The following is a 12,674-nucleotide window of genomic DNA, read 5'->3' as shown; positions in this document are numbered from 1 at the left end:
GATGAGCGACATTATCAATACCGCAGTTGCAGCCCTGACAGAAAAACTGGGCGGCGATGCATTTGACGGTTCCGCGAAATTTGCCATCGAAGGCGAAGGCGCGATTGTGATTGACGGCGAAGGCGTGCGCGCAGGCGACGACGAAACCGACGTCACCATGACTGCGGACGTGGAAACCTTTCAGGCGATCCTCGCGGGTGAGTTGAACCCAACCGCAGCCTTCATGGGCGGCAAGCTGGCAATCGACGGCGACATGGGCGCCGCGATGAAGCTCGGCTCCGTACTGGGCTGATGGCTTTGCAATCCGCACCGTTTCATCAGGACGTGTCTGACGGGCCAACGGCGCTTGCCTACTGGCTGACCACGTCTGATGACGTGCGGATTCGGGTCGCACATTGGCCCAAAGAAAACAGCCGGGGGACGGTTCTTATGTTCCCCGGCCGCACCGAATATGTCGAGAAATATGGCCGCGCGGCGGCTGAATTTGCCGATATGGGTTATGAAACGCTGGGTATCGACTGGCGTGGACAGGGTCTTGCTGATCGGCTGATCGACAATCCGCGCGCCGGATATGTGCAAGACTTTCCCGACTATCAAAAAGACATTGCCGCCTTTGTCGCTGCTGCCGAAGAGCTGGACCTGCCAAAGCCGTGGTTCCTTGTGGCGCACTCCATGGGCGGCTGTATCGGTTTGCGGGCGGTGATGCAGGATCTGCCCGTCAACGGTGTGGTGTTCTCCGGCCCGATGTGGGGCATCAAAATGTCCCCTGCCGTCAAACCCGGCGCTTGGGTTTTGATGCGGCTGGCGTCGATCTTTGGCTTTGCTGAGAACTTTGCGCCCTCTACCAGCGCAGAAACCTATGTTGTGCAGCAGGAATTTGACGGCAACACGCTGACCAATGATCGCGACATGTATGACTATATGCGCGCGCAGGTCACCAGCTTTCCGGAATTGGCACTCGGTGGTCCGTCGCTGCATTGGCTGCGCGAAGCGATTGCCGAATGCAAACTTCTGGCCGCCAAACCCAGCCCCGACCTGCCTTGCCTGACATTCATGGGCAGTGACGAGCAGATCGTGACGCAACACGACATCACCGACCGCATGGCACGTTGGGAAACAGGAACGCTGAACATCATTCCCGGCGGACAACACGAAGTGCTGATGGAAGGCCCCGATGTGCGCGCCGATGTGAGCGCCAAAATCGCTGCCTTCTTTGATGCGAACCGCTGATTAGTCGGCCTGGTAAACCGCGCCAACTTCGGCCCGGATGATCCGCGCAATAAGGGCGCAATCCTCGACCGAAAACGTCAGCGGAATGCGCATGTCCAAAATTCCCTTAAGCACGCGATCCGTGGCTGGCATCGGCGTGCTTGGCGCATAGCGCCAACTGTCGTAGCGCGAGGTAAAGGCTACGGGCTCCGCCCCGCCGAACCATTTCAGTTCCACCCCGCGCGCACCGCACCGGCGGAGTACTTCGGCAATCTTTTCCTCAGACCAATCCAGCAGCAAAAACTGGATCGAACTGCCAACGTAGTCTTCTCCGTCAGGGCGCTCCACAACATTTAGACCCGGCGTGCCGCGCAGGCCCTCTAGCATAGCATCATGTCGTGCATTCCACGCTGCAACCTGTTGATCCAGCTTGCGCAATTGCGGTCGCAGGATTGCCGCGCGCAGGTTGTCCATACGGCCCGAGACGTTGGGCGTGTCGTATTTCACCCCTTCAAACACCTCCGGCGCAGGCGCCGCCGCATGGCGTTCATAAAGCATATATGAGCCCGACAGGATCACAGCGCGGGCCATCGCTTCCGCGTCATCAGAGATCAACAGACCACCCTCGCCCGAGTTCACGTGTTTGTAGGTCTGGGTCGAATAACACGCCATCACCCCATGACGACCTGAGGCGGCACCGCGCCAGCCCCCGCCCATAGTATGCGCGCAGTCCTCGATCACTTTGATGTTGTTGGCGTCACATACCGCCATCAGCGCATCCATATTGACGATATGCCCCCGCATGTGGCTGAGCATCAAAACCTCCGCCTGATCTGCCTTGGCGGCCAGATCGTCGAGATCAATCACCAGCCCTTCGGTCACACCCACAAACACCGGCACCGCGCCGACGCTGGCAATCGCCCCTGGCACCGGCGCCAATGTGAAGGCATTCGTCAGAACTTTGTCGCCGGGTTTGACCCCCAATGCGCGCAATGCGCATCCCATGGCATAGCCGCCCGAGGCCACTGCAAGACAGTATTTCGCACCGGTCATTGTCGCAAATTCCTGCTCGAGCAACGCCGCCTCTCCCAGCTCACCGGGCGCAACGTTGTAGCGGTGCAAACGGCCTGATTGCATCACCGATACTGCCGCCGCAATGGCGTCGTCTGGGATCGGCTCCTGCTGGGTGAAATTGCCGGTAAAAACTTCGCGGCTTGTGCTTTCGCTCATCACGCCCTCTGCGCTGTTTGTGACGCCCAAGCATTACGCCAGAGCCGCAAGCGCTGCAATCACCTGCTGCCCCCGGCGCCAAATACGACGCAAAAAGTCGGCTTCGGCCTCTTTTTGCACATAGCCTTTGTTAGGCTAAGGACATCAAACGCGGGAGGAAAAGATGGGCGACGCCATTGCCTTTGTGCACGACCTGACCTGGAGCGACCTGCCGGATGCCGCCCAGAAGCAGGTGGAACTCAGCCTGCTTGATCTGATCGGCGTCGGGGCTGGTGGGCTGGCCACACGTCTTTCGCAAATCATCCGCCAACACGCATACGAAGACTTCGGCGGCGCCATTCCGATGCTGTTTGATGGCCGGACGGTCTCCGCCACCGGGGCCGCCCTTGCGGCGGGCATGACGATTGATGCGCTGGATGCGCATGACGGTTTTAACCCTGCCAAAGGGCACATCGGTGCACCGATGTTTCCGGCGGCGTTGGCGCTCGGTCACGAAGCAGGCGTGTCAGGGCGTGCGTTTTTGGAAGCCATCGCAATGGGTTATGAGTTTGGCTCGCGCGCCTCTGTGGCGCAACACGCCACCGTGCCGGACTATCACACCAGCGGCAGCTGGGGGGCGGTAACAGCCGCTGCAGCAGGCGCGCGGCTTTTGGGAATCGACCGCGACGCAACCCGCCACGCGCTCGGCATCGCCGAATATCATGGCCCCCGCAGCCAGATGATGCGCTGCATAGACCACCCGACAATGGTCAAGGATGGTGCTGGTTGGGGTGCGATGACCGGTGTATCCGCCGTCAAATTGGCGCGATTGGGGTTCACCGGCGCACCTGCAATCACTGTGGAACGGGCGCCCGAATTCTGGGCCGATCTTGGCAGCCGCTGGTATGTGCAGGAGCAATATTACAAGCCCTACGCCGTTTGTCGCTGGGCGCAGCCGCCGATGGAGGCGGCCATCGCGCTACAAGCCAAACACGGATTTTCTGCAACCGAGATCACGTCCATCGATATCGAGACGTTCCACGAAAGTGTGCGGCTGGCGATGCCAAATCCGACCAACACCGAGGAGGCTCAATATTCAACGTCCTTTCCTGTGGCAATCGCGCTAAGCCGTGGAGCCGTCACGCCCGACGACATCTCGGACGCGGCCACGCAAGACGCTGACATTCAGGCGCTTTCCAACAAAATCACGATGAAAGAGCACGACACCGCCAACGCCGTCTTCCCGCAAAAACGGTTGGCACGGGTGCGCATCAAAACGCAGTCTGGTGGTGATTTTCATAGCGACTGGCACGAACCCAAATGGGATCATACAGCGCCACCTTCTGAGGCCGAACTACGTGCCAAATTCCACGCGTTGGCTGATCCCGTGTTGGGCAGGGTTGCCGCCGACCACATCGAAGACACGCTCGCAAACCTCATTGCTTTGCCGCTTACTGCGCTGTCTGATCAGCTGTTGCGCCCTATCAACGCCTCAACCACCAATGGCAACGCGCCGTAATCATCCAAAAGTGCTTCCGGCTCCAACGCCGCCATATCGTCGCCTGACGGACTAAATGTTACCAGAACCGAGGGCACACCGGCGGCTTTGGCGGTGTTTCGATCGGTGTCGCTGTCGCCAATCAACACGGTCATCGCTGGATCACCGCCCAAGCGCAGCACGGTTTCGCGCAAAGGCGCAGGATCGGGCTTGCGAACTGGCAACGTATCCGCCCCAACCAAAGCCCCAAACAAATCCCGCGCGCCCAGCGCTTGCATCAATTGCTCCGCCAGCGCTTCGGGTTTGTTGGTACAGATGCCGACGCCATAGCCAAGCGAGGCCAATTTCTCGACCGCATCCAATGCACCGGGGAAGAAATAGCTGTGTTCGGCAATCTGTGCGCCGTAGGCTTCAAGCAGAACGGGATAATAGCGATCAACCTCTGTCTCTTCAAAACGCCCCAAACGCGTCAGCCCTTCGGTCAACATCCGTCGACCGCCGCGCAGCGCCACACCGGCGTCGCTGCCGACATCAAGAACGTCACCGAACCCCATGTCCCGAAAACAATAATTGGCGGCCGCAATCAAGTCGCCGCTGGTGTCTGCCAAAGTCCCGTCGAGATCAAAAACCACCGTCCGCATTTGCTGCCTCACCTCCGGTATACGCGCTTATCCGCGCAATGCTGTTACAGGGCGCAATCAGTTTTGATGGCCCTTGGCCTTGCGCCCCTGCTGCACTCCGATAAAACGGGCGGAACCGAATTCAAAGAGAAAACATGATGAGCATTGCACTTGTCATCCTGGCCGCAGGCAAAGGCACCCGGATGAATTCTGATTTGCCGAAGGTTCTGCACCAGATCGCAAACGCACCGATGTTGGTGCACACGCTTCAGGCCGGAGCAGCGCTGAGCCCTGCGCATACCGTGGTTGTCGCCGGTCACGGCTTTGACGCAGTCAAGGCCGCCGTTGAGGAATATGACCCGGACGCCACTGTTGTGTTACAGCAAGAGCAAAACGGCACCGGCCACGCCACCAACATGGCGCGCGAGGCCTTGGCCGATTTTGACGGCGACGTGATTGTTCTGTTTGGCGACACTCCGTTTGTCACAGCCGAAACGCTGGAAAAAATGATCGTGGCACGGGACGAAAGCGCGGTCGTAGTCTTGGGCTTTGAAGCCGCAGACCCCGGCAAATACGGGCGTTTAATCATGCAGGGAGACAGCCTTGAAAAGATCGTTGAATTTGCTGACGCGTCAGATGAAGAGCGAGATGTAACCTTCTGTAATTCTGGCGTTATGCTGGCAAACCGCGAGGTAATGTTTGATCTCATTGACGCGCTGGATTCGCACAACGCACAGGGCGAGATTTATTTGACAGACATCGTCGGCATCGCCCGCGATCGAGACCTTGCTGTGACCGCTGTGACCTGTGATGAAGCCGAAACACTTGGCATCAATTCCCGCACACATTTGGCGCAGGCCGAGGCGGTCTTTCAAGATCGCGCCCGCGTCGAATTGATGGATTTGGGCGTGACCCTGCAACAGCCCGACACCGTAATGCTGTCCTTTGATACAGTGATTGGGCGCGACACGGTGGTGGAGCCGAACGTCTATTTCGGTCCCGGTGTGACGGTTGAATCCGGCACCCGCATCCGCGCATTTTCTCACCTCGAAGGCTGCCACGTGTCTCGCGGTTCAACAGTGGGTCCTTACGCCCGACTGCGCCCCGGAGCCGAGCTGTCTGAGAACGTGCACGTCGGAAACTTTGTCGAAATCAAAAACGCCGATGTCGGCGAAGGCACCAAGGTCAATCACCTCAGCTATGTGGGGGATGCGACCGTCGGCAAAGGCACCAACATCGGCGCGGGCACGATCACCTGTAACTATGATGGCGTCATGAAACATCACACAGAAATCGGCGACAGCGCCTTTATTGGATCGAACACCATGCTGGTCGCGCCCGTGCGGGTGGGCCATCAGGCAATGACCGGTTCTGGATCGGTGATCACCAAGAACGTTCCGGACGCGGCTTTGGCGCTGGCCCGCGCCGATCAGATCACGAAACCAGGTCTTGCTGTAAAATTGTTCGAAATTTTAAAGAAAAAGAAGCAAAAACGCGATCAGGAGAGCCAATAATGTGCGGAATTGTAGGGGTCCTTGGCGATCACGAAGTTGCTCCGATACTGGTAGAAGCCCTGAAACGGCTCGAATATCGCGGCTATGACAGCGCCGGCATTGCCACGGTGAACCAAGGCGATCTCGATCGCCGCCGCGCTGTTGGTAAACTGGTCAACTTGTCCGATCTTCTGGTGCACGAACCCCTTCGCGGCAAATCCGGCATCGGCCACACCCGCTGGGCCACCCACGGCGCACCCAATGTCGTAAACGCCCATCCGCATCGCGCGGGGCCGGTTGCGGTGGTCCACAACGGCATTATCGAGAACTTTCGCGAGTTGCGCGAAGAATTGGCCGACTCCGGCATCAGCTTTGTCACCGACACCGACACGGAAACCATCGCGCTGCTGACACAGCGCTACATTATGGATGGCATGTCGCCCGTCGACGCCGCCCTAAAAACCCTGTCCCGTCTGGACGGCGCCTTTGCTTTGGCGTTTCTGTTTGAGGGTGAAAACGACCTGATCGTGGCGGCCCGCAAAGGTTCACCGTTGGCCATTGGTCATGGCGACGGCGAGATGTTTGTGGGGTCCGACGCGATTGCTTTGGCGCCGCTGACGGACCGTATTACGTACCTCGAAGAAGGCGACAGCGCGGTTGTGACCCGCAACAGCCTGACCATCCGCGACGCAAACGGCGCGCTAGCCAACAGAGCGATCAAGCAGATCCGCGTCGACCAGACCCGCGTCGACAAAGGTGGCCATAAACACTTCATGGCAAAAGAAATTGCCGAACAGCCCACTGTTTTGGGAGAGGCCATTCGCCACTATTTGACCGCTGACGGCACCGACATTTCCCTGCCCGGCGAGGCCTTGGATTTCACCAAGATCAACCGCCTGACCATGGTGGCCTGCGGCACGGCCTACTACGCGTGTCTGACTGCCAAATACTGGTTCGAACAACTTGCCGGCGTGCCGGTCGAAGTCGACGTGGCCTCCGAATTCCGCTACCGCGACCCCCCCGTGACAGACGGCACCGTTGCGCTGTTTGTCAGCCAATCTGGCGAAACCGCCGATACGCTCGCGGCGCTACGCTATTGTGAGGGCAAGGCAGACAAGATCCTGTCGGTGGTTAATGTGCCCGAAAGCTCGATCGCGCGCGAAAGCGACATCGCCTTTCCGATCCTCGCAGGCACCGAAATCGGCGTGGCCTCGACCAAGGCCTTTACCTGTCAACTCACCGTGCTTTTGATGCTGGCGCTCAAGGCCGCCAAACAACGCGGCACAATGAATGATGCGCGCTTTTCTGAGCTGCTGACACTGCTCAGCGCTTTGCCGGGAATGGTCAACATCGCGCTTGAAGCAGAGCCACAAATGGCTGCCGCAGCACGCAAACTTGCCGAGGCGCGCGACATCTTGTTTCTGGGGCGCGGCCTGATGTATCCACTCGCGCTTGAAGGCGCTCTAAAACTAAAAGAAATCAGTTATATACACGCCGAAGCTTATGCATCAGGTGAACTCAAACACGGCCCCATTGCTTTGATTGACAAACACGTTCCAGTGGTGGTTTTGGCCCCTCGCGATGGGCTTTTTGATAAAACCGTTTCCAACATGCAGGAGGTCATGGCGCGCTCGGGCAAAGTGCTGTTGGTGTCTGATCCCTCCGGTTTGGATGTTGGCGCCGAAGGCACGTGGTTGACCATCCAGATGCCAACTGCCGATCCAGTCCTGACCCCGATCCTTTATGCGGTACCAGCCCAGCTTTTGGCCTATCACACCGCGATGGCCAAAGGCACCGATGTGGATCAACCACGCAACCTCGCCAAATCGGTTACGGTCGAATGACATTTGATGATGCCCTCGCCGCGTTGAAACAACACGTGGAGCCCGGTCGTGCCGAAGGCATGGCCTCCTATCACAAACAGACCCGCGAAGTTCTAGGCATTGCCAATCCTTCGCTCAATGATCTTACCAAAGCCTGGCGCCAAGACCTTAGCGTCGAGGACCGGGTGGCGCTTGCCGCTGACCTGTGGTCCAGCGACATCTTTGAAGCCCGTCTGGCTGCATCCAAACTGTTGACGCAGGCCCGAATCCGGCCAGATGACGCCGCTTGGGATTTGATCCAAAGCTGGGTGCCGGAGTTTGACAGCTGGGCGATTGCCGATCACGCCTGCATGGCGGGTCAAAAACGTCTGGTTGCTGACCCAACCCGCATTGATCAGGTTGAGGCCTGGACAACGTCCGAGCACATGTGGACCCGCCGCGCGGCCCTGGTGATCACCCTGCCCTGGACCAAACAAAACTTCCCCAAAGCTCAGGACCTAGAAATCCGCGACCGTGTGCTTGGGTGGGCCGCCAGCTATGCAACTGACCACACGTGGTTCATCCAGAAGGCCGTCGCGTGGTGGCTGCGAGATCTGTGCAAACATGACGCCGCCCGTGTCACCGCGTTTCTCGACGCACATGGCGACAGCATGAAGCCTTTTGCCGCAAAAGAAGCACGCAGATATCTGAAGTGACGCGCTATTGCGCGATCACTTCAACTTCGGTCAGTTCGGTCAACGGCAAACCCAACAGGTGCATCGCCTGAAGCGACATGCGGCTGCCCGCGCCGCTTGCGCCATCGATCGGGATTAACGTCACCGCCACCCATTTGCCCTTGTGGGTCACCCGCCCCGGGCGTGTCGTCGCCACCAACGGCGTCTTGAGCCAAGATCCAGCCTCTGCGGCGTCTCCTAGCGACACAACTGTACGCCCCAGCGATCCTGGTGCGGCCACGGCGCGGTCGGTTTCATCGCCCTCATCAGTTGTCTCTGGTCGCACAACAGGGCGCGTTTCCGACGTGTCCGACGGCACTGTGGATGCCGCCGTCTCTGGTTTGCGTTTCAGCACATCAGGCATAGCAAGGTCACACCCCGCCAAGGCCACACAAGTCAGCAATAATACAGAATACTTCATGCGACAGATCATGCACGTGAGCGTGATGATCTACAACCTTCGCAGCACTTGCCCCTGTGCCATTTCAAGACTAGCGTTTGGATATGACAGCTCCATTGATTGACCCATTTCAGCGCGCGATCTCCTATTTGCGCGTCTCGGTAACAGACCGCTGCGATTTCCGCTGCGTCTATTGCATGTCCGAAAATATGACTTTCCTGCCTAAAAAGGAGCTTCTGACGCTGGAAGAGTTGGACCGCATGTGTTCGACTTTTGTGCGTCTGGGCGTTCAAAAGCTTCGAATCACAGGCGGTGAACCTTTGGTGCGGCGCGACATCATGACCTTCTTTCGGTCGATGAAGCGGCATCTGGACAGCGGCGATCTGAAGGAGTTGACGTTAACCACAAACGGCAGCCAGTTGGAGCGCTTTGCCGGTGAGCTTGCCGACTGTGGCGTGAAACGCATCAATGTGTCTTTGGACACCAACGTTGAATCCAAATTCGCCGACATCACCCGTTGGGGTCGCCTGCCGCAAGTTTCGCGCGGGCTGGACGCAGCGCGTGAGGCGGGATTGCGCATCAAAATCAACGCTGTGGCCCTCAAGGACTTCAATGAGGACGAGCTGTTCTCGCTGGCGGAATGGTGCGACGAGCGCAACATGGACATGACTTGGATCGAGGTCATGCCAATGGGTGATCTCGGCAACGAAGACCGTCTGGACCAATACTGGCCCCTCAGCGACCTTCGCGCGCGACTGGCGGAACGCTACACGCTGACGGAACTGTCAGAAAGCACCGGCGGCCCTGCGCGCTATGTGCGCCTTGAGGAAACCGGCCAGAAAATCGGCTTTATCACGCCGCTCACGCATAATTTTTGCGAAAGCTGTAACCGCGTACGCATCACCTGCACGGGTCAGATTTACACCTGTCTGGGTCAGGAAGGCATGTCGGATCTGCGCGCACCACTGCGTGGCAGCGAGAGCGATGCCCCACTTGAAGAAGCCATTCGCGACGCAATTGCGCTCAAACCCAAGGGTCATGATTTTGATTATTCCCGTCAGGAAGTGGCAGGCCAAATGAGCCGCCACATGAGCCACACCGGCGGATAAAGTCGGTCATAACGGCATTTTGGGCCATCTTTGGCCAAAATGTAGAGCGGATCCTTGCGTAACATCGTCGTTAATGGATGGTGAACACCTTGCTGACATAGTCACAATGGACTGTGTTCGTTAAACAAGGGTCCTTGATTGGATGATTAGTAAAGCCATTTTTTTCTCGACCTCTCTTGTTGGTCGTTCCAAAGCCTATCTGCCTGTTCTATTTGCAACCCTTCTATTGCTGGCTTTTGCGATATATGCCGAGATTCAGGAAACCATTATCGCGAAGCAGGGACAGAGAAACTTCGTTCGAAGTGAAGCCAGTATTCTCCGCGCTCAGGTCGAAGGGCAGACAAACGGCGACATTTTCCTGCTAAAGGGGTTTGTGGCTGCCATTCGCGCCAACCCGGATATGTCCCAAGCCGAATATGAATTTCTCGCGGATCAGGTCATGGGCGGGCATGACGAATTCATCAACATCGCCGCAGCACCTGACCTTGTGATCAATCGGGTCTATCCTTATGAGCCAAACAAGCCTGCTCTGGGATTGGATTATCACAAAAATGAAGCGCAGCGCGAAGCCGTGTATCGCGTGCGGGACTCAGGCAAAATGGTTCTCGCCGGGCCTGTTAACCTGGTACAGGGCGGTGTCGGCTTTATCGCGCAATTTCCGATCTGGGCCGACATGGGCCACGAGAGTCAGTTTTGGGGGATCATCTCCGCCGTCATTGATGCCGACAAGCTGTATGCGCTCTCAGGCCTGACCGATCCGGACCTCACCATAGATCTCGCTTTGGTCGGACGAGACGGCACTGGCGCTCAGGGAGAAGTATTCTTTGGCGACCCTTCGGTGCTCGACGATGATCCGATCCTCATGGACATCCAGATCGACACAAGTATGTGGCAACTGGCTGTCCGTCCTAAAGACGGCTGGGTCACCAAAGCTGACAACTATTGGGGAACCCGTTTCTTTTTCCTTGCAATAGCAGTTTTTGTACTTGGCCCGATCTTTGCGGCCAGCCGCCTGTCATTGACCCGCCAAAGAATGATTGACCAGCTCGAACAGCGCGACGCCGAGCTCGAAAGATTGTCTCTCGTTGCAAAACACGCAACTGACAGCATCCTGGTCTACGATCCCCAAGGCAATATCTCCTGGGTGAATGATGGATTCTCGCGGTTAACCGGCTACTCCTTTGAGGAGGCCGTTGGCCGCCACCCCGGTACGTTGCTGAACGCACCGGAGACCTCTCAGGACGTCACAAACGCCATTCGTGAGCATCAGGAAAACGGCCTTCCCTATCAGAGTGAACTGCTCAACCGAACAAAATCCGGCGATCTCATTTGGGTTCACATCAACACTTTCCCAATCTTGGATGAGGATGGGAAACTGGTGATGTCGATTGGTATTGAACGTGAAATCACCGACATCAAACTGCACGAGGAAGAGCTGGCCCTTGCCAAGTTGAACGCCGAAGAAGCCGCCCGCGCGAAATCCGAGTTTCTGGCGAACATGAGCCACGAAATTCGCACGCCAATGAACGCGATTATCGGCATGGCAGACCTTCTCGCGGAGGAAGATCTTGGAGAGGAGAACAACCAATCCTTGAAAACCATCCGAAGCTCCGGTCAGGCGCTGCTAACGATTATCAACGACATTCTGGATCTGTCCCGGCTTGAGAGCGGAAAACTGGAAATCTCCAAGATTGATTTCAATCTTCGGAATTGCGTGAACAGCGTTGTCCATCTGCTAAAGCAGAAAGCGGATGAGAAAGGTATTGCGCTTGAGGTCTCTTATGCGGATGACCTGCCGGAAACGCTTCATGCAGACGATGGGCGCGTGCGTCAAATTCTGGTAAATCTGATCGGAAACGCTGTCAAATTCACCTCAAGTGGTGGCGTCTATGTACATGTCAGGTGCGACACTACCGACCCCTACACAATCTGCTTTGAGGTCAAAGACACAGGCATTGGTGTTAGCGACGCTCAGGCGGAACACATTTTTGAGCGGTTCTCACAAGCAGATACTGCCACGACACGTGCGTTTGGCGGCACCGGCCTCGGGTTGACGATTTCTTCTATGCTGGCAAATCGTATGGGCGGCGCAATTGCGCTCTGCTCCGACTACAAAGACGGCGCCTGCTTTGACGTCTCAATCCGCGGCTTTGCCCCAACCGGAGAAGTCAGCGCCGAGCCAGCCGCGGTCGAGGTTTCCCAAACAGCGCTGGATGGCATCACGATCCTTTTGGCCGAGGACAACAAAACCAACCGCCTGTTGATCCGAAAATTCCTCGCTGCACATCCGGTCACTTTGCTTGAGGCCCAAAACGGGCAGGAAGCAGTAGATTTATGCAAAGAAAATGAACCGGATATCGTGTTAATGGATATGGCTATGCCAGAGGTGGACGGCCTGCAAGCGGCGCGCCTCATACGTCAGCTGCCCATCCCACAACCGCCCATTATCGCGCTGACCGCCAACGCCTTTGCGTCGGACAAACAGGCCTGTCTGGATGCCGGGATGGATCTTTTCTTGTCAAAACCAGTGAGCAAGAACGCCCTGTTGGCGGCGATGGCTGCCAAATTGGGAACATCCGAACCACTGGAACAAGCCTAAA

At 57.4% G+C, this 12,674-nt stretch carries 11 protein-coding genes; 8 read left to right on the top strand and 3 right to left on the bottom strand.

The genetic code is table 11. From position 1 onward, the window contains the following. The first annotated feature begins 1 nt into the window (after position 1). On the top strand, positions 2 to 292 hold the full coding sequence (locus PG871_RS10555; protein ID WP_054002373.1) for an SCP2 sterol-binding domain-containing protein: 291 nt from the start codon (positions 2 to 4) through the stop codon (positions 290 to 292). Further along, positions 292 to 1,230: an alpha/beta hydrolase gene (locus tag PG871_RS10550; protein WP_270729182.1), complete on the top strand. Its 939-nt coding sequence runs from the start codon at positions 292 to 294 to the stop codon at positions 1,228 to 1,230. The genes PG871_RS10555 and PG871_RS10550 overlap by 1 nt, the downstream gene beginning before the upstream one ends. Here the strand turns inward: PG871_RS10550 and PG871_RS10545 are convergent, their stop codons facing one another. Next, positions 1,231 to 2,439: a DegT/DnrJ/EryC1/StrS family aminotransferase gene (locus PG871_RS10545; RefSeq protein WP_270729181.1), complete on the bottom strand. Its 1,209-nt coding sequence runs from the start codon at positions 2,437 to 2,439 to the stop codon at positions 1,231 to 1,233. 163 nt (positions 2,440 to 2,602) lie between these two features. On the opposite strand from PG871_RS10545, the gene PG871_RS10540 reads away from it, so the two are divergent. Then, the gene (locus PG871_RS10540) at positions 2,603 to 3,937 is read left to right on the top strand and encodes an MmgE/PrpD family protein (protein ID WP_270729180.1); all 1,335 of its coding nucleotides are present in this window, start codon (positions 2,603 to 2,605) and stop codon (positions 3,935 to 3,937) included. Here PG871_RS10540 and PG871_RS10535 read toward each other — a convergent pair. Next, complete coding sequence (locus PG871_RS10535; protein ID WP_270729179.1) at positions 3,886 to 4,557, bottom strand: HAD-IA family hydrolase; 672 nt, start codon at positions 4,555 to 4,557, stop codon at positions 3,886 to 3,888. The genes PG871_RS10540 and PG871_RS10535 overlap by 52 nt on opposite strands. 137 nt (positions 4,558 to 4,694) lie before the next feature. Here PG871_RS10535 and glmU point away from each other — a divergent pair, with 137 nt between their 5' ends. The 3 genes from glmU to PG871_RS10520 are packed head-to-tail and all read left to right on the top strand — an operon-like array spanning position 4,695 to position 8,547. Next, positions 4,695 to 6,050 (top strand): bifunctional UDP-N-acetylglucosamine diphosphorylase/glucosamine-1-phosphate N-acetyltransferase GlmU, encoded by a 1,356-nt coding sequence (gene glmU, locus PG871_RS10530; protein ID WP_270729177.1) that lies wholly within the window; start codon positions 4,695 to 4,697, stop codon positions 6,048 to 6,050. After that, positions 6,050 to 7,873 carry a glutamine--fructose-6-phosphate transaminase (isomerizing) gene (gene glmS / locus PG871_RS10525; protein WP_270729175.1) on the top strand — a complete coding sequence of 608 codons (1,824 nt, stop codon included), beginning with the start codon at positions 6,050 to 6,052 and terminating at the stop codon, positions 7,871 to 7,873. Before glmU ends, glmS begins: the two co-directional genes overlap by 1 nt. Then, positions 7,870 to 8,547: a DNA alkylation repair protein gene (locus PG871_RS10520; protein WP_270729174.1), complete on the top strand. Its 678-nt coding sequence runs from the start codon at positions 7,870 to 7,872 to the stop codon at positions 8,545 to 8,547. Before glmS ends, PG871_RS10520 begins: the two co-directional genes overlap by 4 nt. Before the next feature lie 4 nt (positions 8,548 to 8,551). On the opposite strand, the gene PG871_RS10515 is transcribed toward PG871_RS10520, so the two are convergent. Then, the gene (locus PG871_RS10515; protein WP_270729173.1) at positions 8,552 to 8,986 is read right to left on the bottom strand and encodes a hypothetical protein; all 435 of its coding nucleotides are present in this window, start codon (positions 8,984 to 8,986) and stop codon (positions 8,552 to 8,554) included. Positions 8,987 to 9,069: 83 nt separating this feature from the next. Between PG871_RS10515 and moaA the strand changes: the two genes are divergently transcribed. Further along, positions 9,070 to 10,074 carry a GTP 3',8-cyclase MoaA gene (gene moaA, locus PG871_RS10510; RefSeq protein ID WP_270729172.1) on the top strand — a complete coding sequence of 335 codons (1,005 nt, stop codon included), beginning with the start codon at positions 9,070 to 9,072 and terminating at the stop codon, positions 10,072 to 10,074. Positions 10,075 to 10,216: 142 nt separating this feature from the next. Next, positions 10,217 to 12,673 carry a response regulator gene (locus PG871_RS10505; RefSeq protein ID WP_270729170.1) on the top strand — a complete coding sequence of 819 codons (2,457 nt, stop codon included), beginning with the start codon at positions 10,217 to 10,219 and terminating at the stop codon, positions 12,671 to 12,673. The last annotated feature ends 1 nt before the right edge of the window (position 12,674 follow it).

This window comes from Shimia sp. Alg240-R146 (genome assembly GCF_947331465.1).
GTDB lineage: Bacteria > Pseudomonadota > Alphaproteobacteria > Rhodobacterales > Rhodobacteraceae > Shimia.
This window is presented reverse-complemented; position numbering and strand designations above follow the sequence as displayed.